The organism is Nocardiopsis endophytica (genome assembly GCF_027706725.1).
Lineage (GTDB): Bacteria > Actinomycetota > Actinomycetes > Streptosporangiales > Streptosporangiaceae > Nocardiopsis_A > Nocardiopsis_A endophytica.
Genome location: NZ_JAQFWQ010000056.1, coordinates 14,374 through 36,276, shown reverse-complemented (window position 1 = coordinate 36,276; position 21,903 = coordinate 14,374). Strand labels below are relative to the sequence as shown.

Sequence of the window (21,903 nt, the reverse complement as noted above, 5' to 3'; positions counted from 1 at the left end):
CGGCCTCGCTCGTCGCAGGTGCTTCGGGGAACGGGCGCTCCCTCCCCCCGGCGTGGGAGCGCTCCCATACAGGGGACGCCGCCGCCCCGTCCGCCGTCAATCCTCAAGCCGTATGTGGTTACGCAAGCGTTACAAGCGCGGCGGCCCGCACCCCGTTCGGGGTGCGGGCCGCCGCGCAGCGTGACCAGGGGGGCCGGGCCCCTCGGGGCCCGGCCGGCGCAGGGCTCAGCCCTGCCCGCCGTCCCCCTCGACGGGGATGACGACCCCGTCCCACTGCTCCTCCATGTACTGCTTCACCTCGTCGCTGTGCAGCAGCTCGTCGAGCTTGGCCACCGCCTCGTCGTCGGCGTCCTCCGAGCGCACCACCAGCCCGTTGGCGTACGGGTTGCCCTCGGTCTCCTCGAACGCCAGCGCCTCGGCACTGTCGGCCACCTTCGCCTCGATGGCGTAGTTGCCGTTGATCGCCGCCGCGTCCAGGTCCGGCAGCGACCGCGGGAGCTGCGCCGCCTCGGTCGGGACGATGTCCAGGTCCTTGGGGTTGTCCTCGATGTCGTCCTCGGACGGGTTGTCCCCGGAGTCCTCGGCGAGGGTGAGCAGCCCCTGGTCCTCCAGCAGCTTCAGCGCCCGCCCCATGTTGGCGGCGTCGTTGGGGACGCCCACCTGCGCGCCGTCCTCCAGCTCCTCCACGTCGCCGACCTTCTGCGAGTACAGCCCGAAGGCCTCCAGGTGCACGTCGCCCACGTAGGTCAGGTCGGCGTCCGGGTTCCCCTCGAGGAAGTCCTCCATGAAGGGCACGGTCTGGAAGTAGTTGGCGTCCAGGCTGCCCTCGACCAGCGCCGTGTTGGGCTGGTTGTAGTCGGTGAACTCGGTGACCTCGATGTTCAGTCCGGCGTCCGCCGCCAGGTTCTCCTGGATGTAGTTCAGGACGTCGGCGTGCGGCACCGGAGTGGCGCCCACGGTGATGGTGGTGGCGTCCCCGTCGCCGCCCCCGTCCTCGGCGGCGCGCTCGCTGGGGGCGCCGCAGGCCGCGGCGGTCGCCGCCAGGGCCGTCGCGCCGATGATCGCCAGAGTCCTACGCACCTTGGTGCTCCTTGCTGTCGGGTCGCCGTCCGCCGCGGGCGCGGCGGACGGCCGGTGTCGGTCGGGTGATACGGGTCGCGGGCCGGTCTCAGCGGTGGGAGACCCGGCGGATGACGAGGTCGCCGATGGTCTGCGCGGCCTGGACGATGACCACCAGGAGGATCACCGTGGCCCACAGGTAGTGGTCGTCGAAGCGCTGGTAGCCCTCGCGGATGGCGACGTCGCCGAGGCCGCCCCCGCCGATGGCCCCGGCCATGGCCGAGTAAGAGACCAGCGTGACGACGGTCATCACGAGCGCCGCGACGAGGCCGGGCAGCGCCTCGGGCAGCAGGACCTTGCCGACGATGGCGCTCTTGCGCGTGCCCATGGCGTGCGCGGCCTCCACCACGCCCCGGTCGACCTCGCGCACGGCGGTCTCCACCAGGCGGGCGAAGAACGGCACGGCGCCGATGCTCAGCGGGACGATGGCGGCGGTGGGGCCGAGGGTGGTGCCGGTGAGCAGCCGGGTCAGCGACAGCACCGCCACCATCAGCACGATGAACGGGAGCGATCGGCCGATGTTGACCACCGCGCCGAGCACCGGCTTGAGCCAGGGGGCGGGGGTCAGGCCGCCGCGTTCGGTCGTCACCAGCAGCACGCCGAGCGGCAGGCCGAACAGCACGCTGAACACGGTGGCCCAGAGCACCATGTACAGGGTGTCGAGGGTGCCGTAGTAGAGCGTCTCCTGCATGCCGGGCAGGCGGTCGGCGAACTCGGTCAGGGCGTCGATCATCGGCCCGCCTCCTGGACCAGCAGGCCCTTGTCGGTGAGGAAGCGCAGCGCGCCGTCCCGGCGCTCCCCCTGGATCTGCACGTTCAGCCGGCCGACGGAGGTCCCTGCGACCTGCTCGACCGCGCCGGCCAGGATGTTGACGTCCACTCCGAACCGGCGGGTGAGCTCGGACATCAGCGGCTCGTCGTAGGCGCGCGGGTAGGTGACGGCGACCGAGTCCGGCGCGTCGGTGGGCGGCAGCGGGAAGAGCGAGGAGGCCAGCCGCGACCCCGGGGTGGCGATGAGGTCGAGGACCTTGCCGGACTCCAGGAAGGTGCCGGACTCCATGATCGCGGCCGAGTCGCAGATCCGCTTGATCACGTCCATCTCGTGGGTGATCAGCAGGATGGTCAGCCCCAGCTCGCGGTTGAGGTCGCGGAGCAGCTCCAGGATCGACTCGGTGGTGTCCGGGTCCAGCGCGGAGGTGGCCTCGTCGCTGAGCAGCACCGCGGGGTCGGAGGCCAGGGCGCGGGCGATGCCGACGCGCTGCTTCTGGCCGCCGGACAGTTGGGCGGGGTAGGCCTTGGCCTTGTCGCCCAGGCCCACCAGGTCGAGCAGCTCGGCGACGCGGGCGCCGCGGCGGCGGCGCGGGACCCCGGCGTTCTCCAGCGGGAAGGCGATGTTCCCGGCGACCGTGCGCGAGGACAGCAGCGCGAAGTGCTGGTGCACCATGCCGATGCGGCGGCGGGCGCGGCGCAGGTCGGCGGCGCCCAGCGCGGTCATGTCGCGCCCGTCGACCACCACCCGGCCCGAGGTCGGGCGCTCGAGCAGGTTCACGCAGCGCAGCAGGGTGCTCTTGCCGGCGCCGCTCTGCCCGACGACGCCGTAGACCTCCCCTTGCTCCACCGACAGGTCGACGCCGTCCAGGGCGACGACCCTGCGCTTGTTCACGGGGTAGACCTTGTGCAGGTCCACTGCTTCTATCACGGGTTTCCTCGACGTTCGGCCCTCCGGTCGGGAGGGCGGACGGCTCCGGGGCGGGCGCGGCACGGACCGGCGGCGGCCCGGCACTGCCGCGGTGGCCCCGCGTATGGGCCCACGTCAGAGCATGGGGTACCGGAGGTGTGGAAAGAGGCGGCGACGCGCTGGGCACCGGGGATCGTGTCCCCGCGGCGCCCCGGTCGCGGGACGGGGTGTCAGACCGGCATCAGGCAACAGCCGCCTGCCGGGCGGTGCCACGCGGGGCACAGCCGACGACCGCGCGGCTCGGCGCGGAGGGCGGGGCTGGCGTGCTCGGTTGCGTCCACGCCCCCCACGTAACCACACCAGAAACCGGAAAACGAGAACGAACCCGACGAATGGGGCGTTAGGTTCACCACAAACCGGCGTTCCGTTGGCGTGCGCCCGAATCTCCCTTTAATGTCTCCGTACGTATGCGCGGTCGTCGGACCGCGGAGCTATCGGGCCGAGGAGGCCGTGGACGTGGAGGACGAGAGGACCGGCGGCGGCGACCCGTACGCCGACTTCTGGGCCCCCGACCCGCCGTGCCCCTCCGACGGCACCGCCCGCCGCCGGGCCGTGCGCCTGGGGGCGGCCGCCCTCGCCGCGGTGCTGGCGCTTCCGGCCGCCGTCTCCCCCGCCGCGGCCGTCCCGGTGCCGCGCCCCGCGGAGAGCCTGGAGGAGCTGCAGGAGCGGGCGGACGAGCTCAGCGACGAGTACAACGGCGAGCTGCACGACATGGAGGCCGTCTTCGAGGACGCGGAGAAGGCGCAGGAGCGCGCCGACTCCACCCGCGAGGAGGTCGAGGAGGCCCGGGACAAGGTGCGGCAGCTGGCCATCGCCGGGTACACCGCCTCGGGCCTGGACCCCTCGCTGACCGTCTTCGTCGAGGAGGACCCCCAGCTCCTGATCGACCAGGCCCAGCTCATCGGCCACCTGTCCGGCAACCACCAGGCGCGCATCGACGAGCTGCAGCGGGCGGTCGAGCGCGACGAGAAGGCGAGCGCCAACGCCGAGGAGAAGGCCGAGGCGGTCGAGGAGGACCTGAAGGAGCTGGAGGGCCGCCGCGAGGAGGTCCAAGAGCTCATCGCCGACCACCCCGTGCAGGAGATGGGGCCGCCGGACAGCCTCACCCCGCGGACCCGGCAGATGCGCGACATCGTGCTGGAGAAGTTCGGGGAGAACAAGAAGCACGGCGGGTACGGGTGCTACCGGCCCGACGGCGGCTACGTCGTCGGCGAGCACCCCAAGGGCCGCGCCTGCGACTTCATGGTCAACGGGGACGGGCAGATGCCCTCCCAGAAGATGATCGACCACGGCTGGGAGATCGCGCACTGGGCCCAGGACAACGCCGAGCGGCTGGGCATCATGTACATCATCTACCGGCAGCAGATCTGGGACGTGCGCCGCGGCTCCGAGGGCTGGCGGGACATGGAGGACCGCGGGTCCATCACCGAGAACCACTTCGACCACGTGCACATCAGCATGTTCTGAGCCGCGCGGGGGCGCGTCCGTCCGGTCCGGTCGGCGGCCGGGGAGCGGGTCGGCCGGTGCGGGTCAGCCGGTGAAGAGCGGGCCGTACATATAGGCCATGCAGCCGCCGGCCAGGGCCAGCACCGCCCCCACGGCCAGGATGAACACGAGCCAGGCCCAGAAGCCGTTCCGGGGCGGGACGGTCGGGCCGGAGGCCGCCTCGGCGGACCCCGCGGCGTCCGGGGGGACGTCGTCCACGCCGCCGTTCGCACCGTTGTCTGCACCGTCGGTCACCGGGCCACGGTAACGCCGCGCACGGCGGCGGAGGGGTCTCATTCCGGCAACGATCGGGGCGCCCGACAGAGGCGGGCCAGGCACGGATCCGCCACGAAACCGTGACGATGCGGTCCAACCGCCCTCCCGCCCTCCTCCCGTTCCCGGGCCGACCGCTAGGATGCCGAACCCGGGGCCCGCCTCCTGCCGACCAGACGCGGAGGGACGCCCGTGGACGGGCGCGATCGGCGCCCGGCTCCACGTTTCCCACCGGAAGGGGAACCGTGAGGGCGCCGTCGTGCGTCTCACGAAACGTTTCAGTCACGCAGGTGGCGAGGGGAGTCATGAGCGAAAACGGACCTTACGGACAGCAGCCCGGCTACCAACCCCCCTACGGGGGGTCCGGGCCGCAGTACGCCCCTCACGACCAGCCGATGTACGGAGGCGGCCCGCCCCCGTACGGACCTGGTCCGGGTGGGCCGCCCCCCGGCGCCCCCGGCCCCGGCGGCGCCCCGGGATACCCGCCGCCGAAGAAGAGCAGCGCGGGCCTGTGGATCGTGATCGGCGGCGGCGTCATCATCGTGATCCTCGTGATCGCCGTGATCTTCATGCTGCTGCGCAACGACGGCAGCGGCGGCGGGGGCGGCGGCGGCGAGCCGGGCGGCGGCGGTGCCCAGAGCACCACCGACGAGCCCACCGAGCCGGAGGAGACCGAGGACACCCAGGCCGGCGGCGGCCCGCAGGGCGAGCCGCCCTACGCGCTGCCCGAGGACCCCTGCTCCTCGGTGTCCGAGGGGACCCTGGCCGACCTCGGCGCCACCGACGGCAGCAAGTCGCTCACCGACACCTCCTCGTACTGCATGTGGAGCGTCAAGGGCGAAGGCGACCAGTACGGCAACCTGACGGTCACCTACGACGTGCCCTACGGCGGCTCGGACTCGGTCGAGGGCGCCAAGGAGGACTTCAAGTCCAACGTCGAGCGCGCCTCCGAGGAGAGCAGCGAGATCATCGAGACCAAGGTCGACAAGGTCGACGAGAACATCGACCTCGGTGAAGAGGCGACCATGGTGTTCGGCACCCAGAAGGTGCTGCAGAGCCGGGACTCGCTCACCACGCTGCTGATCCGGCAGGGCAACATCAACATCACCGTCGAGTACATGCTCTCGCCCGGCTACCAGGCCGACGAGGACACCCCGCCGCCGCTCAAGTACGACGACGTCAAGGACGTCGTCCCCGGCATCGGCGAGGAGGCCCTGAGCCTGGTCGGCTCCTGAGCCCGAGCGGGCGGGGCGCGGACGCGCGCACCGAGTGAGCGCACGAAGGGGGCGCGGGCCTGACGGCCCGCGCCCCCTCGCGTTGTTCCCCCTCGGGTCCGCGGTTCCCTCGGCTCCGCGTTCCCCGGGTCAGCCGGTGAGGTCGGCGCGCACCCGGCGCGCGGCCTCCACCATGTTCCGCAGCGCCGGCTCCACCTCGGGGTAGCCGCGGGTCTTCAGCCCGCAGTCCGGGTTCACCCACAGCCGCTCGGGGTCGACCGCCCGCAGGGCGGTGCGCAGCGCCGCCTCGATCTCGTCGGCGGTGGGCACCCGCGGGGCGTGGATGTCGTACACCCCCGGGCCGATGCCGCGCCGGTAGCCGGCCCGGTCCAGGTCCCCGACCAGCTCCATGTGCGAGCGGGCCGCCTCCACGCTGGCGACGTCGGCGTCCAGCGCCTCGATCGCGCCGACGATGTCGCCGAACTCCGAGTAGCACATGTGCGTGTGGATCCGGGTCCGCTCGCCCACCCCGGAGGTGGCCAGGCGGAACGCGCCCACCGCCCAGTCCAGGTAGGCCGGGCGGTCGGCCGCGCGCAGCGGGAGCAGCTCGCGCAGGGCCGCCTCGTCGACCTGGATGTGCCGGATGCCCTCCCGCTCCAGGTCGGCGACCTCGTCGCGCAGCGCCAGGGCGACCTGGCGGGCGGTGTCGGCGAGCGGCTGGTCGTCGCGGACGAACGACCAGGCGAGCATGGTGACCGGGCCGGTGAGCATGCCCTTGACCGGCTTGTCGGTGCGGGACTGGGCGTAGGTGGTCCACCGGACGGTGATCGGCTCGGGCCGGTGCACGTCGCCGAAGAGGATCGGCGGGCGCACGCACCGGGACCCGTAGGACTGCACCCACCCCTTGGCGGTGGTGGTGTAGCCGCCCAGGCGCTCGGCGAAGTACTGCACCATGTCGTTGCGCTCGGGCTCGCCGTGCACCAGCACGTCCAGGCCGATGTCCTCCTGCAGCGCGATGACCTTGTCGATCTCGGCGCGCATCCGGCGCTCGTACTCCTCGCCGCCGATGGCCCCGGAGCGGTGCTCGGCGCGCGCCTTGCGGATGTCCTCGGTCTGCGGGAACGAGCCGATGGTCGTGGTCGGCAGGTAGTGCGGGGCGTCCCCGCCGCCCCGGCGGCCGCCGCGGGCGCGCTCGGGCGCCTGAGGCCCGAGGGCCTCCAGCCGGGCGCGCACCCGGGGGTTGCGGAAGCCCTCCGGCTCCGGGGGCGCCGTGCGGGCGCGCTCCAGTTCGGCGGCGGCGCCCTCGGGGTCGCTCAGTGCGCGCCCGAGCAGCGCCACCTCGTCCAGCTTCTGTCGGGCGAACGCGAGGCGGGCCCGCAGGGCGGGGTCCATGTCCGTCTCGGCGTCCAGGTCGACCGGCACGTGCAGCAGCGAGCAGGAGGTGCCCACGACGACCTCCCGGGCCAGGCCCAGCAGGGGGCCCAGACGGGACAGCGCGGCGCGCATGTCGGTGCGCCACACGTTGCGGCCGTCGACCACCCCGGCGACCAGGGCCTTGTCGCCCAGGCCGGACACGGCGGCCAGCTCGTCGGCGGCCTCGGGGCCGCTGACCAGGTCCAGGGCGATGCGTTCGGCGCCGGTGCGCTTGAACGCCTCGAGGACCTGCGTGCCGACCGGCCCGAAGTAGGCGGCGACGGTGATCTCCGGGCGGTCGTCCAAGGCGCCCAGCTCCCGGTAGGCGCGCTCGAACCCGGCGACCGCGGCGCGGCCGGCGTCGGTGGCCAGCACCGGCTCGTCGAGCTGGACCCCCTGGGCCCCGGCGGCGCGCAGCACCCGCAGCAGCTCGGCGTAGGCGGGCAGCAGGCCCTCCAGCAGCTCCAGCGGGCTCCACCCGTCGGGGGCGCCCGCCGCGGGCTTGGACAGCAGCAGGAAGGTCAGCGGGCCGACCAGCACCGGCCGGGTCTCGTATCCCAGCCCCTTGGCCTGGGTGTACTCGGCCAGCGGCTTGCCTCCGGCCAGGCGGAAGGCGGTGTGCGGGGACAGCTCCGGCACCAGGTAGTGGTAGTTGGTGTCGAACCACTTGGTCATCTCCAGCGGCGCGGTGTCCCGGGCGCCGCGGGCCATGGCGAAGTAGCGGTCCAGCTCGGCGCCGCGGTCCTCGCCCTCGGCGGGGCGGCCGAAGCGGCCGGGGACGGCGCCGAACAGCACCGCCGTGTCCAGCATGTGGTCGTAGTAGGAGAAGGTGTTGGACGGCATCTCGTCGATCCCGGCCGCGGCGTAGGCCTCCCAGGCGGCGCGGCGCAGGCGCGCCCCGACGGCGTCGAGGTCGGCGGGGCCGCAGCGCCCGGCCCAGTAGGCCTCGCAGGCGCGCTTGAGCTCCCGGTCGGGTCCGATGCGCGGGTATCCGTGGACGGTGGTCGTCACTGGCGTCGTCTCTCCCTCGTCGATCAGCCGTGCGGCCGCGAGGCGAGGCAGAGCGCGCGGCGGGGCCGCCCGGGGCACGGGCCGCTCCCGCCGGTCGCCGCCCTCCCTCGGGGCTCGCGGACCTCCGCGGGCACGGCGCGCCCGCGGGCGGAGGGCAGGTATTCGGACTCGCGGGCGTGGCCCCTCCCCTGCCGGGGAGGGAGCCGGCCTACCGGCCGCCGCTTCCCAGACGCGTGCGCGTCCAGTGCTCATGACGGCTTTCGTTCCCGCTCACCGCTGCGGGGCAGTCCCGGATTCGCACCGGGTTCCCTCTTTCGACGCGCGCGGCGTTTCACCGTGCGCGTACCGACCGCGTTTGGAAGTATAGGAGGCGGCCCTCCCCGGCCCCGAGTCCGGGGCAGCACCACCCTCCCCCGCTGCCCCGAGCCGATTGGGACGATCCGTCCCGAGGTTTTCCCCTCCTGTGACCGAACTCCGGAACCGTTCGCCGCGTCGGATGCGATGATCCATCCGTCGTGTCCTGCTTGTTCCGATATAAGCGAAAGTCGAAGGCCGTTGCTCCGCCATTCCCGCGCCGAATCCCGACCGCTTCCCGCACGTGCCGCGCTCGCCGTCCCGGTCGCGCTCGCCACGCTGCTCTGCGCCTGCAGCCCCAGCGACGGCGAGAACGCGAACGGCAGTGAGGAGCACCACCGCAAGCCCGAGGGCGAGCCGGACGCCCTCACACAGGTGGCCCCGGACACCGTCGCCGACCTCGGCGAGGAGAAGCGCTCCGAGGACGAGGGCGGCGTCGACGTTGAGATCGCCTACCCGACCGTCCCCGGCGCCGAGCCGTTCGCCGAGGAGCTGGCCTCCATCGCCGAGGAGAAGGCCGACGACTACCGCGCGGCGGTGTCCGGGGCCGAGGGGCTGGACGTGAAGGGCGCGCTGAGCGCCGCCGGGCCGGACGTCCTCGCGGTGCGCCTGGCGCTGAAGGAGAAGAACTCCGACGGGGAGCACTCGGGCTCCTCCACCTACTGGTACGACACCGCCTCGGCGCACACCGCCTACTCCACCGAGCTGCTGGACGGGCAGAAGGGGCTGGACGAGCTCAACAAGCTGGTCAAGGAGCGGCTGGAGGAGGACGGGGTGGAGCCGGAGGCGCTCTACCCGATCGCCGGGCTGTACGACTCGGTCGGATTCAACCCCGACGGCGACGTCGTGGTCGAGTTCGACCAGGGGCAGGTGGCGCCGGCCTCCGAGGGGGCGCTGCACGCGGTCGTGCCCCGCGAGGACGCCGAGCCGCTGCTGTCGGACTTCGGGCGGCGGGCGCAGGAGACCGCCACGCAGGTGACGCCGGACCTGGAGCTGGAGGATTCCGGCTCGCCCAAGGACGGCGGCGCGGCCGAGGTGCCCGGCCGGCTCGCCCCGGATGCGCCCGGGGACGTGGACTGCTCGGACCCCGAGAGCAAGTGCATCGCGCTGACGTTCGACGACGGCCCCGGGGGACGCACGCCCGAGGTGCTGGACACCCTGGCCGAGTACGACGCCAAGGCCACGTTCTTCGTGACCGGAGAGCCGGTGCGGGAGAACCTGCGGACCGTGCGCCGGGAGTACGCCGAGGGGCACGAGGTCGCCAACCACACGGTGACGCACCCGGACCTGACCACGCTGGGCAAGGACGAGGTGCGCAAGGAGCTGACCGAGGTCAACGGCCTGGTGGCCAGGGAGACCGGGGAGCGCCCGGTGCTCATGCGCCCGCCGTACGGGGCGACCAACGACGACGTCGCGTCGGTCTCCAAGGACCTCGGGCTGGCCGAGATCATCTGGAACGTCGACACCAACGACTGGAAGGACCGCAACGCGTCGGTCGTGGCCGACCGCGCGCTGAAGGGTGCGGCGCCCGGCGCGATCATCCTGATGCACGACATCCACGGCACGACCATCGACGCCGTGCCGGAGATCGTGAAGGGCCTGGACGAGAAGGGCTACACGATGGTCACGGTCTCCCAGCTCCTGGGCGAGACCGAGCCGGGGAAGAGCTACCTCGACGGGGCACCGGACGAGCCCGAGGAAGACAAGGGCGACAAGGGCGAGAAGAGCGGCAAGGACGACAAGGGGTCCGAGTCCAAGGACGACGAGGACAAGGGCAAGGACGAGTCCGACAAGAAGGACGAGAAGAAGGACGACAAGGACTCGGACAAGGGCGAGGGCAAGAAGGACGAGGACTAGGGCACGCTCTCAGGAGCCCTGCGGGCCGCGGCCGACCCCGGCCGCGGCCCCTCCTCCCCGCCCGGCCCGAAGGGCAAGGGACACGCGCCGAGCCGGGGGGCGCGAACGGCCGGGTGGGAGCAACCCACCCCGCGCAGCCCCGGTCCCCTTCCACTCCGGCGGCGTCCGGATGCGGCCACGGTGAGGCCGAGGCGGCGAGGCCCGCCCCCAGACGCCGCTTTGGCGGCCCGGAATCCCCTACTGGAGTGACCGCGCTTCCGCCGCTGAGGCGCCAGCGCCAATGCCACCGGCCGGACCCGGATTCGCATGCGAGAAGCGCCCATTGGAGGCCCCGGCGCCCGTTCGGGCCCCGTCCCGCCGCAGCGGCCGACCGGCTGCACGACAGGACGGGGCCCTTCGCTCTCGGGGGGTTCCCGTTCGGCGACCGAGTCGATGCCCAGACGTTACGCAGTCGACCGGCGCCCTTCGGGCTTCGTGAGCTCCGCTCACCGATCGGGATAAGCCCGCCTGCGTTCGCCCTGGCCACCCCGCATGGCGTCGCAGCCCGGGGCGCTGCGAGGGCGTCGCGCCGTCGCGTCTTCAGCTCCACTGATGCCCTCGGACGAGTCCGGCACGCCCTCTCGGCGTGCGCCACGCCCGGCGCCGCACGGGCGGAGGCGGGCCGCAAGTCCCGCGTCGGAGGCACTGTGTCGCACCTGACGGCCAAGACCCCCCACCACGTGCGGCGACACTCTCCGCAGGGTCGTATGCTCGGACGCCGTGGTGAAGAAGTTCCGGTCGGCGCGCATCAGCGCGCCCGAAGGCGCCCCCGCGGCGGAGGCCTGACATGGCCCGGTATCCGGTGTTCCGCAGGGGAACTCGGCACGATGCGCCCCTCGTCCCATCTATGGAGCCCTCCCCTACCGGGAACGGGTTCGGCGACGGCACCACCCGAACACGGGGAAGGGAGATGTCGATGGGCGCATGCGCAGCCGACTACGCCTGGCTTGAGGAGACCCAGCCCGACTTGGCCGAGGCGTTCTGCCTCTCCTACGTGCGCGGTCTGACCAAGACCGAGTCTCTGCGGCGCCTGGGGGCGCCGCAGGAGCGGCTGCGCTCCCTGCCCATCGCCGACGCGGTGGAGGCCGGCCTGTGCTGCGAGGACGGCCCGCCGCCGACGGCGCACGCGTTGACCCTCAACGGATGGGCGGTCGTGGTGGAGCCGACCGGCTGCCGGGCGACCCGCCCGGACTGCTACCGGGCGCTGTCGGCCCAGACCGAGCTGGTGTCGGTGCGCGTGCTGATGGACCGGCGCTATGAGTTCCGGTGGGTGGCCGACGGTGTGCTGCGCACCTTCTTCGACGCCCGCGAGCCCCAGCTGCGCCGGGGGACCCGCCCGGACGCCCTGGACGCGGAGATGTGCTCGGTGGGCCTGTCGAACGGCGAGCCGGACGACCCGTCGGCGTCGGTGCTGGCCCTGGCCGAGCGCGTGACGGGCGTACGGATCCGCCCGAGCCATCTGGACGGCCCCCTCCTGGGCGCCGAACTGGACACCGGAGTGCCGCTCCCCGCCCGCTGACCCCCACACCCGGCACGACAGGGAAGAGCAGCGGCCCAGCAAGTCCCCCGCTCAAGGCCCCCGGCCGGGCGAAAGCCCGCCGGGGCATGAGGTGGAGGGCGACGACGACGAAGGCCGGCGGCCCCCACCGCAGCGCCGTCGGCCGCCCGGCGTGTGCGTGGTCGCCGTAGTGAGCGGCGACGGCAGCAGCGGGGCGGTTCCCGGACCCTGCCTGCCGGACGCGAGGCCCCTCGCGGTCCCCCGGACAGGTCGGGGGCGGCACGACCCGCCTTCCAGGCGCCTCGGGCACCCCGGGGCCATCTTGGGTCGTAAAACCGACGCCTGATCAGCCAAAAAGCGTCGATTTCACGACGCAGGATGCCCGACCCCCTCTCGCGCCGTCCGGTATGCCCGGTATGCGCCACCCGGGCGGCCCTCCCCGCGATGATCTCGACGGAAGTGCTGTCAAAACCGCCGGAATGGCAGCACCCTTGTCGAGATCATCGCGGGACAGGGGCGCACCGCTGAGTGGGGCGCCACGAATGCGGACGACCACGCACCCTGTCCACCGCGCCGCCCACCTGGACCACGAGAAGCCTCGCGCCCGGCAAGCAGGATCGGGGAACCGCCCCGCTCACTCCGTCGCCGCCAAACACGGCGACCACCCGCACACGCCGCGCCCGACAACGCTGCCGCAAGGACCGCCGACCTCTGTCGCCGCTGCCATCAACCCCGCACTCCGGCAGCCTCCTCGCCCGGCCACGGCCTCAAGCGGGGGACCTGCTCTGCCGCCCCACCACCCGGACCGCGAGGGGGCCCACCGCCCGGCAGCCAGGGCCCGGGAACCGCCCCGCTCACTCCGTCGCCGCCAAGAACAGTGACCACGTACACGCCCGGCACCCGACAGCCCGGAGGCGGGCGACCGCTGCCCGCCTCCGTTCGTCCGCTGCGGCCGCTCAGCTCAGTGCGCTGCCTGCCGACGTCGCCTTCTTGGCGGGTGGCGCGTCGATGCCGACGGCCTCCTGGACCGACAGCAGCCCCGAGCGCCGCACCAGGCGGGCCAGACCCCGGTGGATCCTGCGCGGCCACATCGGCCCGCCATAGATCAGGCCGGTGTACCCCTGCACCAGGGTCGCCCCCGCGCGGATCCGCTCCCAGGCGTCCTCCGGCGTCTCGATCCCCCCGGCCGCGATGAGCACCAGGCGGTCCCCCGTCCGGGCCCGCAGCCGGCGCAGGACCTCCAGCGCGCGCGCCTTCAGCGGCGCGCCCGAGAGCCCGCCCGCGCCCGCCGCCTCCACGGTCTCCTGGTCGGTGGCCAGCCCCTCCCGGGAGATGGTGGTGTTCGTGGCGATGATCCCGTCAAGCCCCAGTTCGAGGGCCAGGTCGGCGACGGCGTCGACGTCCTCGTCTGCCAGGTCGGGGGCGATCTTGACGAGCAGCGGCATGTCGCCCGCCCCATCGGCGTCCAAGGCCGTGCGCACGGACTCCAGGATGGGCCGGAGGTGCTCCACCGCCTGCAGGCTTCGCAGCCCCGGGGTGTTCGGCGAGCTGACGTTGACCACCATGTAGTCGGCCAGACCCGCCAGCTCCCGCGCACTGGCCGCGTAGTCGGCCGCGGCCTCCTCCTCGGGCACCACCTTGGTCTTGCCGATGTTGGCCCCCACCACGGGCCCGCGCCGCCCCTTCGCGGTGTGGCGCTCGCGCAGCTCCCGCAGCCGGCCGGCGGCCGCGGCGGCGCCGTGGTTGTTGAAGCCCATGCGGTTGACGATCGCCCGGTCCGGGACCAGGCGGAACAGCCGCGGGGCGGGGTTGCCCGGCTGGGCGTGCGCGGTGACCGTGCCGACCTCGACGAACCCGAAGCCGACCGCCGTGAGCCCCTCGGCCAGCTCGGCGTCCTTGTCGAACCCGGCGGCCATGCCCAGCGGCCCGGGGAACTCCCGGCCGAAGGCCGTGACGGTCAGCTCGGGCTCGCGCGGCCCCAGGACGGCGCGGGCGGCGGAGGCCGCCCCGGGCACCGAGGCCAGTCCGCGCAGGCCGACGGAGGCGAGCCGGTGGATCGACTCGGCGTCGGTGCGCCGCAGGACGGCATGGAACAGCAGCTGGTACAGCACGGTCTCTCCCCCTCGCCGCCCCGGCGGACGGCCTCGTCTCTCTCGGCCCCGCCCGCGGCGGGGCCCGGCCCGGGGCGGCACCGGCCGGGCGGGCGGCCCCTCAGCCGTCCCCGCGTTCGCGGTCGGCGAGGAAGCGTTCCAGCTCGTCGCCGAGTTCCTCTGCCGTCGGCAGGGCCGACTCCCCGTCCAGCAGCTCCTGGGCGTCCAGGCCCTCGCGGGCCGACATGAACTCGTCGTACTGGCGCTCCAGGTCCCCCACCACGCTCTGCACCTCGTCGGACTCCTCGACCTGCGCGGCGATCTCGGTGTCGGTCTCGCGGGCCGACTCCTCCAGGCGGGTCACCGGCAGCGACAGGCCGGTGGCCCCGGCGATGTAGTCCAGGGCGGCGATGGCGGCCCTCGGGTACTCCGACTGGGCCAGGTAGCTCGGCACGTGCACGGCGAACCCCGTGGCGTCCTTCCCGGCCTGCCCCAGGCGGTACTCCAGCAGCGACGCCGCCCCCGCGGGCACCTGCACCCGTCCCAGCCACGGGCTGTGCGCCGCCACCAGCTCGGGGCGGGTGGCGTGCGCGGTGACGGTCACCGGGCGGGTGTGCGGCACGGCCATGGGGATGCCCTGCACGCCGACGGTCAGGTCCACGCCCAGGCGCTCCACCAGGCCGCGCACCGCGGCGACGAAGCCCTCCCACTCCCGGTCCGGCTCCAGGCCGTGCAGCAGCAGGAAGGGGGTGCCCTCGGCGTCGTGCATGCGGTACAGCGCCAGCCGGGGCGGGTTGTAGTCGGTGTAGGCGTTCTCCACGAACGTCATCACCGGGCGCCGGGAGCGGTAGTCCAGCAGGCGGTCCACGTCGAACACCGCGACCTCTTCGGCGCTGGACTCGGCGAACAGCGCCTCGGCCGCCTGCCGGCCCACGGCACCGGCGTCCACGTAGCCGTCGAGGACGACGAGCATCACCGATCCCCCGCCGGTCTCGGCGCCGGGGCGGAGCTCGTACAGGTCTGCGGGGTCGGGCACCAGTGGGGATCTCCGTTCCGAGGGATGGGGCCACCCGGCGCCCTCTGGCCGGGCCCGGGTCCGCGCTCCAGGATAGACGACCTGGGCGACACGCCCGCGTGGTGCTGGCGGGACCGCACCGAGTGCGCCGAGCCGCGGAGGCGGCACCGCGCGGGTGCGGGGCGGCCGCCGCGGACCGGCCGGTGGACCCGAGGGCCCGCCGCCCGGGTGCGGCCGTCTCTCCCCTCAACACCGCTTCCCCGCCCGCGCATTTCGTGTGCGGCCGAACTCCAGCACTCACGAGGCGGGGCGTGAACGGTGTCCGGTCAAGGGGTGGAGTAGCCGGGTCGGTTCGACCGGGAGCCGACGTGACCGGTCCGGCCTGGGCGGGTGGGGACCACACCGCTCCGGGACACACGACCGGGGCACGACGTCCCTTCGGCCGACCGGCCCGCACGTTCCGCGCCGCCCGCCGACAAGGCCCCGGGACGCACGCAACAGGACCGTGGACAGCCCGGGGAGGGCCCGTGAGCGGCCGGGGCCGCCCCCGGGCCCTCCCCTCCTCAGCCGGTCCGGCGGACGCGCAGGGACCGCAGGCGGTTCAGCGCCGCCGCGACCTCGAACCTCCTCGGCAGCGCGAAGTCGCCCAGGTACCCCCGGCCCAGCACCGACGCCGCCCCGGTCCCGTCGTCGTCGGCCTCCGCCAGGAGTGCGTCCAGTGCGTCCAGCGCCTCGGCCACCGTCGTCCGGCCGTCGGCCAGGCCCCGCTCGGTCAGGGTGCGCATCGCCAGCCCCACACCGATCACCTGGCCGGGGTCGACGAGCTGGGTGAGGCCCCGCACGTCGATCTCGTTCTCCCCGAAGGTCAGAACGTCCATGTCGCGCCGCTTCAGGCGCATCCGGCCGCGCGCCGTCGCGTCCACCGACCGCGGGTCGACCACCCGCGGCGCCGGGGCCGGGAAGTCGGCGTCGGCCCGCTCGGACGCCAGCTCCCGCGCCCGCTCGGTGACGTCGTAGGGCCGGTACCCGTCCAGCATCACCACCTGGTCGGCCACGTCGAAGTAGTCCCCGCTGCCGCCCATGACCAGCACCGTGGACACGCCCTGGTCCCGGTGGAGCGGGCGCACCAGGTCGACGAAGGGGGTCAGCGGCTCCCGGTCGCCGTGCACCAGCTCCTGCATGCGGGCGTCGCGGATCATCAGGTTCGTGGCGGTGGTGTCCTCGTCCACGAGCAGCGCCCCCGCGCCCGCCTCCAGCGCCTCGGCGATGTTGGCGGCCTGCGAGGTGGACCCCGAGGCGTTGTCGGTGCGGAAGTCGGAGGTGTCGGCGCCGGTGGGCAGGTTGCGCACGAACGCGCTCACGTCGGTGCGCTCCACCCGCCTCCCCTCCTCGGCGCGGATCTTGACCGCGTCGGCGCGGGTGGCCACCAGCTCCCGCCCGTCGCCCGGCACGTGGTCGTAGACCCCCCGCTCCAGGGCGTGCAGCAGCGTCGACTTGCCGTGGAAGCCGCCGCCGACGATGAGCGTGATGCCCTCGCGGATGCCGAGCCCGGCCACCTCCCCGGCGTGCGGCAGCCGCACGGACACCCGCATGCTCGGCGGCGAGGCGAACGGCACGAAGTCGCCCTCCATGGGCCGGTCGCTCACCCCGCTGGCCCGCGGCAGCACCGACCCGTCGGCGACGAACGCCACCAGCCCCAGGCCGGGCAGGGCGTCCCGCAGGGCCGCCGAGTCCTCCACGCTGTCGGCGAAGGCGGTGGCCTCGGCGGTGTCCAGGGCGTCCCAGCGCAGCGCCTCCACCATCTCCGGCAGCCGCTCGCAGAACTCGGTGCGCGCCGACCGGCCGTCGATGCGGCGGCCGTGCCCGGGCATCTCGATCCCCAGGCGCAGCAGTACCTCTCCGTCGCGGATGCGGCCCGAGGCGCGGTCCAGCACCTGCTGGCCGCCGGCGTCGATGCGCAGCCGGGCGCCCTTGAGGGCGTGGTGCGCCACCCGCAGCAGGTAGTCGGCGGTGGCCCGGCGCCGCACCGGGTCGGCCCAGGCGTGCTCGGGCAGCCCGGCCACGTCGGCGGGGATGCGCACCGCGATGCGGGAGGGCGGCGCGAACGGGTCGGCCTGCACCTTCTCCACGTCCAGGGTGAAGTCGTCGAACTCCCATTCGCCGACGAGGGACTTGTAGCGCCCGTAGGAGGCGCCGTCCATGCGGCCCAGCTCCTCGGCGAGCCGGGCCGCGTCGCGCACGCCGGTGATCCGGGGCGCCGGGGGCCTGCCCCGCCCGCCTCCGCGGTCTCCCCCGCGTCCGCCTCCGCGACCGCCGTATCCGCGGTCGCCGCCGTAGCGTCCCGGCATGGATGTGCCCCCTCTTCCCGTGGCCGGTTCCGGCAGGTTCCGGTCCGCCGCGGGCCCGTGGCGGACCGGTCACCGACCGTCCGCGGGCCCGGGGCGGCCCGTCTGCGGATGCTATCGGCCGTGCCCGCCCGCGCGCGGTGTCCGGAATGCAACACGCTGATCTGCGCCTCCGGCGTCGGGGCGGGGAGCGGGCACACTTAGGATCGCTACGGCCGCCCGACACACGGGCCGACCCGATGCCGAGCGATCCGAGGAGCCCGTTGAGTCCCCGCACCGTTCCCGGCGGCACGTGGCCGCCCGCACCCCGACCGGTCGGGGCCGCCGCACGGCTGCGTTCACGCCTGAGGCGCGCGCTGCGTCCGCTGCGCCCGTCCTCGGTGCCGCCGGTCCGGACCTGGGCCAAGCCGCCGCAGCTGCTGGTGGGCGGTTTCGCCCTGGTGATCCTGGTGGGGACCGGCCTGCTGAGCCTGCCCGCGGCCACCGCCGGGCCGGGCGCGGCGCCGCTGCTGACCGCGCTGTTCACCTCCACCTCGGCGGTCTGCGTGACGGGCCTGATCGTGGTGGACACGCCGGTGTACTGGTCGACGTTCGGCCAGTGGGTGATCCTGGGCCTGATCCAGATCGGCGGCTTCGGGATCATGACGCTGGCCACGGTGCTGAGCCTGCTGGTGACGCGCCGGGTGCGGCTGCGCATGCAGCTGCGCGCGGGCGCGGAGACCAAGAGCGTCACCCTGGGCGAGGTGCGCCAGCTGCTTCTGGGCATCCTGCAGGTGACGGTCGTCTTCGAGGTGCTGCTGACGGCGGTCCTGTCGGCGCGGCTGATCCTGGCCTACGGGGAACACCCGCTGCCCGGGCTGCGGCTGGGCCTGTTCCACGCGGTCTCGGCGTTCAACAACGCCGGGTTCGCCCTCTACAGCGACAGCATGGAGTCGTTCGCGACCGACCCCTGGATCACCGTGCCGATCGCGCTGGCCGTGATCGCCGGCGGTCTGGGCTTCCCGGTGTGGGTGGAGCTCTACCGGCACGCGCGCCGCCGCCACGAGCCCCACCACTGGACCCTGCACGCCAAGATCACCCTGGTGACCACGGCGGTGCTGCTGGCGGCCGGGTGGGCCGGGTTCCTGCTGCTGGAGTGGCGCAACCCGGACACCATGGGGCCGCTGTCGGTCGGCGGCAAGATCCTCACCGGCTTCTTCCAGACGGTGATGCCGCGCACCGCCGGATTCAACTCGCTGCCGTTCGGCGACATGCACACCCAGACGCTGTTCATGACCGACATGCTGATGTTCGTCGGCGGAGGCAGCGCCGGGACCGCCGGCGGCATCAAGGTGACCACGTTCGCCCTGCTGGCGTTCGTCATCTACGCCAACGTGCGGGGCGAGTCGAGCGTGCACATCGCCCGGCGGCGGCTGACCGAGGGCGTGATCCAGCAGGCGATCACCGTGGTGCTGCTGGCGATCGGCCTGATCTTCACCGCCACGATGGCGCTGATGACGATCACCCCGTTCACCCTGGACCAGGTCCTCTTCGAGGTGATCTCGGCGTTCTCCACGGTGGGCCTGTCCACCGGGATCACCGGCGACCTGCCGCCGTCCGGCGAGGTGATCGTCATCGTGCTGATGTTCACCGGGCGGCTGGGGCCGATCACCGTGGCGACCGCCCTGGCGCTGCGGCGCCGCAGCCGCCGGTTCGAGTACCCGCAGGAGCGCCCGATCGTGGGGTGAGGCGCCGGGCGGGGCGGGTCAGCCGCCGCTGCCGTAGGGGCGGGTGATGATCTCCAGGCGGTGCCCGTCGGGGTCGTCGAAGTACACCCCGCGCCCGCCGTCGTTGCGGTTGATCTCGCCGGGCCGGCTCTTGCCCGGGTCGGCCCAGTACTCCATCCCCCGGTCGCGGATGCGCCCGAAGATCCGGTCGAAGTCGTCCTCGCCCACGAGGAAGGCGTAGTGCTGCGGCACGATCGCCTCCGCGGTGTCCATGTAGTCGAGCGTCACCGCGTTGGCGGCCTCGACCGCCATGAACGGGCCGAACGGCTTCGCCGGGGGCAGGTCGAACAGCTCGGTGAGGAACCGGGAGGACCGCTCCTTGTCGCTGGAGAGGACGATGGTGTGGTTCAGCTCGATGGCCATGCTCCGCCTCCTGTCCGTCGTGCCGCCGTCTGCGGCCGGATGCCACCGACGGTAATTCCTCGAGTGCACTGGAGGGCAAGGGCGCGCGGTCCGGGGCCGGGCGCCCTCCGCGTCCCGCGCCACGTAGGCTGGCCCGTGTCCGTTCCGCCCCTTTCCCCTCTCCACGCGCACCCGCCATGACCGACGCCCGCACGCCCGCCCCCGAGCGGCGCACCGACCTCGACGGCCTGCGCGGCCTGGCCGCGCTGCTGGTCGCCGTCTACCACGTGTGGTCGACCCGGGTGTCCGGCGGCGTCGACGTCTTCCTCTTCTTCACCGGCTTCTTCATCACCGCCTCGCTCCTGCGCTCGATCGAGCGGGAGGGCCGGGTGCCGTTCGCGCGGTTCTGGTCCCGGCTGGTGCGGCGGCTGTCCCCGGCCGCCGGGGCGGTGCTGCTCGCGGTGGCGGCGGCGACGCCTGTCCTGCTGCCGCGCCCGGCCTGGAGGCAGGTGTCCGAGGAGGTCGCGGCCTCGGCGCTGTACTTCGAGAACTGGAAGCTGGCCGCCAACGCGGTCGACTACCTGGGGTCGGTGTCGCAGGCGAGCCCGGTGCAGCACTTCTGGTCGCTGGCCGTCCAGGGCCAGTTCTACCTGCTGTGGCCGGTGGTGGCGGCGCTCGCGGCGCTGGCCGCCGCCCGCACCCGGGCGGGCGCCCGGATCGGGGCGCGCCCGCTGATGGCGGGCGCGGCCGCGGTGGTGTTCGCCGCGTCGCTGGCCTACTCGGTGCAGGCCACCGCGGCCGACCAGCGGTGGGCCTATTTCGACACCGGCGCCCGGCTGTGGGAGCTCGCCCTGGGGGCGCTGCTGGCCGCGGTGCTGCCGTGGGTGCGGCCGCCCGCACGGCTGCGCGCGGTGATGGGGTGGACCGGGGTGGCGGCGCTGGTGGCCTGCGGGGCCGTGCTGGACGCCGGCCGCATGTTCCCCGGCTGGATCGCCCTGTGGCCGGTCCTGGCCGCGGCACTGGTGGTCGTGGCGGGCGCCGGGGGCGCGCCGCCGCGGGGTGCGGGCGCGCTCCTGGAGCTGCCGCCGCTGCGGCGCCTGGGCGCCCTGGCCTACCCGTTCTACCTGTGGCACTGGCCGGTCCTGATCTTCTTCCTGGCCGCGACCGGGCGCGACCAGGCCGGTCCGCTCGGCGGGGCGCTCGTGCTGGTGCTGGCCTACGCGCTGGCAGCGGCCACCGAGCGCGTGCTCGACGGCGGGGTGCTCCGGCGGCTGCCCGCCCGGCCGGGACCGGGGTTCGCCGCGGCCACGGGGGCGGCGTTCCTGGTGCCGGTGCTGGCGCTGGTGCCCGTGTGGCAGGCGCGGCTGGCGGCCGGGCAGGAGCGCCTGGCGGAGCAGGCGGCGGACTTCGGCTCCTACCCGGGCGCCCGGGTGGTGGACGACGCGCGCCTGGCCGCGTCCCTGCCGGAGCTGCCGGTCTACCCGGACCTGACCGACCCGGTCGACCCGTGGCTGACGCACACCAACGGCTGCAACGCCGAGCTGACCGACCGGGAGCTGGTGGTGTGCGGATTCGGCCCGGAGTCGGCTGGGCGGACGGTGGCGATGGTGGGCGACTCGCACGTCGGGCAGTGGTTCCCCGCGCTGCTCGAGGTGGCCGAGCGGCGGGGCTGGCGCCTGGAGGTGATGACCAAGAACGGGTGCGCGTTCAGCACCGAGCCGCGTCCGGGCGGCGGGGAGGCGGCCGGGTCCTGCGAGGAGTGGAAGGCCCAGGTCGACGAGGAGTTGCGGAGCGCGCCGCCGGACGCGGTGTTCACCAACGGCACGCGCAGCGTCGTGCCCGGGGAGCCGGGGGCCGAGCGGGTCCCGGAGGGGTACCTGGCGCGCTGGGAGGAGATGGGCGACCTGGGCGTGGGCGTGATCGCGGTGCGGGACACGCCCCGGCTGGACTTCGACGCCCCCGAGTGCGTGGACACCGAGGGCCGTGCGGCCTGCGGGGTGGACCAGGGGGAGACGCTGGCGCCGCACTCCCCGCTCGAGGAGCTGGGCGGGCGCCTGCCGCCCGGTGTCGCGGCGGTCGACATGACCGGGCACCTGTGCCCGGAGGGGCGGTGCCCGTCGGTGATGGGCAATGTGCTGGTGATGGGCGACGACGACCACATGACCGCGACGTTCTCCCGGTCGCTGGCCCCGGCCCTGGAGGCGGCCCTGCCGGAGGACCCGGGGAGCATCGCCGCCCCGGCGGGCGGTGCCGCCGGGGCGGATCCCCGTTGATCTCGGGAGAAACGCCCCTAAAACAGCGCCGGTAGCGTCGTTTCTCCCGAGATCAACGAGCAGGTGGCGGGG

General features: G+C 73.9%; 15 protein-coding genes and 1 riboswitch. Of the genes, 6 read left to right on the top strand and 9 right to left on the bottom strand.

Annotation, left to right across the window (positions count from 1 at the left end; all coding sequences use genetic code 11):
• Positions 1 to 225 precede the first annotated feature (225 nt).
• The 3 genes from O4J56_RS18780 to O4J56_RS18770 all read right to left on the bottom strand — a co-directional run bounded on the left by O4J56_RS18780 (position 226) and on the right by O4J56_RS18770 (position 2,805).
• Entirely contained in the window at positions 226 to 1,080 is an 855-nt protein-coding gene (locus tag O4J56_RS18780) for a MetQ/NlpA family ABC transporter substrate-binding protein (protein WP_270687338.1), read from the bottom strand.
• 88 nt (positions 1,081 to 1,168) lie between these two features.
• Positions 1,169 to 1,852 carry a methionine ABC transporter permease gene (locus O4J56_RS18775; protein WP_270687336.1) on the bottom strand — a complete coding sequence of 228 codons (684 nt, stop codon included), beginning with the start codon at positions 1,850 to 1,852 and terminating at the stop codon, positions 1,169 to 1,171.
• Positions 1,849 to 2,805, bottom strand: a complete 957-nt coding sequence (locus tag O4J56_RS18770) for a methionine ABC transporter ATP-binding protein (protein ID WP_270687353.1) — start codon at positions 2,803 to 2,805, stop codon at positions 1,849 to 1,851. The genes O4J56_RS18775 and O4J56_RS18770 overlap by 4 nt, the downstream gene beginning before the upstream one ends.
• A gap of 501 nt (positions 2,806 to 3,306) precedes the next feature.
• Here O4J56_RS18770 and O4J56_RS18765 point away from each other — a divergent pair.
• Positions 3,307 to 4,323: a coiled-coil domain-containing protein gene (locus O4J56_RS18765; protein ID WP_270687352.1), complete on the top strand. Its 1,017-nt coding sequence runs from the start codon at positions 3,307 to 3,309 to the stop codon at positions 4,321 to 4,323.
• Positions 4,324 to 4,386: 63 nt separating this feature from the next.
• On the opposite strand, the gene O4J56_RS18760 is transcribed toward O4J56_RS18765, so the two are convergent.
• Positions 4,387 to 4,596: a hypothetical protein gene (locus O4J56_RS18760; protein WP_270687334.1), complete on the bottom strand. Its 210-nt coding sequence runs from the start codon at positions 4,594 to 4,596 to the stop codon at positions 4,387 to 4,389.
• 323 nt (positions 4,597 to 4,919) lie between these two features.
• Between O4J56_RS18760 and O4J56_RS18755 the strand changes: the two genes are divergently transcribed.
• Complete coding sequence (locus O4J56_RS18755) at positions 4,920 to 5,849, top strand: DUF3558 domain-containing protein (protein ID WP_270687333.1); 930 nt, start codon at positions 4,920 to 4,922, stop codon at positions 5,847 to 5,849.
• Between the two features lie 129 nt (positions 5,850 to 5,978).
• Here O4J56_RS18755 and metE read toward each other — a convergent pair whose 3' ends face one another.
• Positions 5,979 to 8,252 carry a 5-methyltetrahydropteroyltriglutamate--homocysteine S-methyltransferase gene (gene metE / locus O4J56_RS18750; protein WP_270687332.1) on the bottom strand — a complete coding sequence of 758 codons (2,274 nt, stop codon included), beginning with the start codon at positions 8,250 to 8,252 and terminating at the stop codon, positions 5,979 to 5,981.
• 136 nt (positions 8,253 to 8,388) lie between these two features.
• A riboswitch (cobalamin riboswitch) is annotated at positions 8,389 to 8,617 on the bottom strand.
• Positions 8,618 to 8,753: 136 nt separating this feature from the next.
• Between metE and O4J56_RS18745 the strand changes: the two genes are divergently transcribed.
• On the top strand, positions 8,754 to 10,463 hold the full coding sequence (locus O4J56_RS18745; RefSeq protein WP_408639140.1) for a polysaccharide deacetylase family protein: 1,710 nt from the start codon (positions 8,754 to 8,756) through the stop codon (positions 10,461 to 10,463).
• 955 nt (positions 10,464 to 11,418) lie between these two features.
• Positions 11,419 to 12,021 (top strand): DUF6461 domain-containing protein, encoded by a 603-nt coding sequence (locus O4J56_RS18740; RefSeq protein WP_270687329.1) that lies wholly within the window; start codon positions 11,419 to 11,421, stop codon positions 12,019 to 12,021.
• Positions 12,022 to 12,956: 935 nt separating this feature from the next.
• Here O4J56_RS18740 and O4J56_RS18735 read toward each other — a convergent pair.
• The 3 genes from O4J56_RS18735 to O4J56_RS18725 form a co-directional block, all read right to left on the bottom strand.
• Positions 12,957 to 14,111, bottom strand: coding sequence for a quinone-dependent dihydroorotate dehydrogenase (locus tag O4J56_RS18735; RefSeq protein WP_270687328.1), 1,155 nt, complete (start codon positions 14,109 to 14,111; stop codon positions 12,957 to 12,959).
• A gap of 100 nt (positions 14,112 to 14,211) precedes the next feature.
• Positions 14,212 to 15,126: a proteasome assembly chaperone family protein gene (locus tag O4J56_RS18730; protein WP_270687327.1), complete on the bottom strand. Its 915-nt coding sequence runs from the start codon at positions 15,124 to 15,126 to the stop codon at positions 14,212 to 14,214.
• A gap of 542 nt (positions 15,127 to 15,668) precedes the next feature.
• The gene (locus O4J56_RS18725; RefSeq protein ID WP_270687326.1) at positions 15,669 to 17,453 is read right to left on the bottom strand and encodes an ABC-ATPase domain-containing protein; all 1,785 of its coding nucleotides are present in this window, start codon (positions 17,451 to 17,453) and stop codon (positions 15,669 to 15,671) included.
• 419 nt (positions 17,454 to 17,872) lie between these two features.
• Here O4J56_RS18725 and O4J56_RS18720 point away from each other — a divergent pair, with 419 nt between their 5' ends.
• Entirely contained in the window at positions 17,873 to 19,177 is a 1,305-nt protein-coding gene (locus tag O4J56_RS18720; RefSeq protein ID WP_333563811.1) for a TrkH family potassium uptake protein, read from the top strand.
• 18 nt (positions 19,178 to 19,195) lie between these two features.
• Here the strand turns inward: O4J56_RS18720 and O4J56_RS18715 are convergent, their stop codons facing one another.
• A complete protein-coding gene (locus tag O4J56_RS18715) occupies positions 19,196 to 19,579 on the bottom strand; it encodes a VOC family protein (protein WP_270687324.1) in 384 nt (127 codons plus the stop codon).
• Positions 19,580 to 19,755: 176 nt separating this feature from the next.
• Between O4J56_RS18715 and O4J56_RS18710 the strand changes: the two genes are divergently transcribed.
• Entirely contained in the window at positions 19,756 to 21,831 is a 2,076-nt protein-coding gene (locus tag O4J56_RS18710) for an acyltransferase family protein (RefSeq protein ID WP_270687322.1), read from the top strand.
• Positions 21,832 to 21,903: the final 72 nt, after the last annotated feature.

What these genes read in the sequence shown, in the direction of transcription:
- O4J56_RS18755 (WP_270687333.1), top strand. Translation starts at nt 4,920, where the DNA reads ATGAGCGAAAACGGACCTTACGGACAGCAGCCCGGCTACCAACCCCCC.
- O4J56_RS18745 (WP_408639140.1), top strand. Translation starts at nt 8,754, where the DNA reads ATGATCCATCCGTCGTGTCCTGCTTGTTCCGATATAAGCGAAAGTCGA.
- O4J56_RS18740 (WP_270687329.1), top strand. Translation starts at nt 11,419, where the DNA reads ATGGGCGCATGCGCAGCCGACTACGCCTGGCTTGAGGAGACCCAGCCC.
- O4J56_RS18775 (WP_270687336.1), bottom strand. Translation starts at nt 1,852, where the DNA reads ATGATCGACGCCCTGACCGAGTTCGCCGACCGCCTGCCCGGCATGCAG.
- O4J56_RS18715 (WP_270687324.1), bottom strand. Translation starts at nt 19,579, where the DNA reads ATGGCCATCGAGCTGAACCACACCATCGTCCTCTCCAGCGACAAGGAG.
- O4J56_RS18725 (WP_270687326.1), bottom strand. Translation starts at nt 17,453, where the DNA reads ATGCCGGGACGCTACGGCGGCGACCGCGGATACGGCGGTCGCGGAGGC.
- O4J56_RS18710 (WP_270687322.1), top strand. Translation starts at nt 19,756, where the DNA reads ATGACCGACGCCCGCACGCCCGCCCCCGAGCGGCGCACCGACCTCGAC.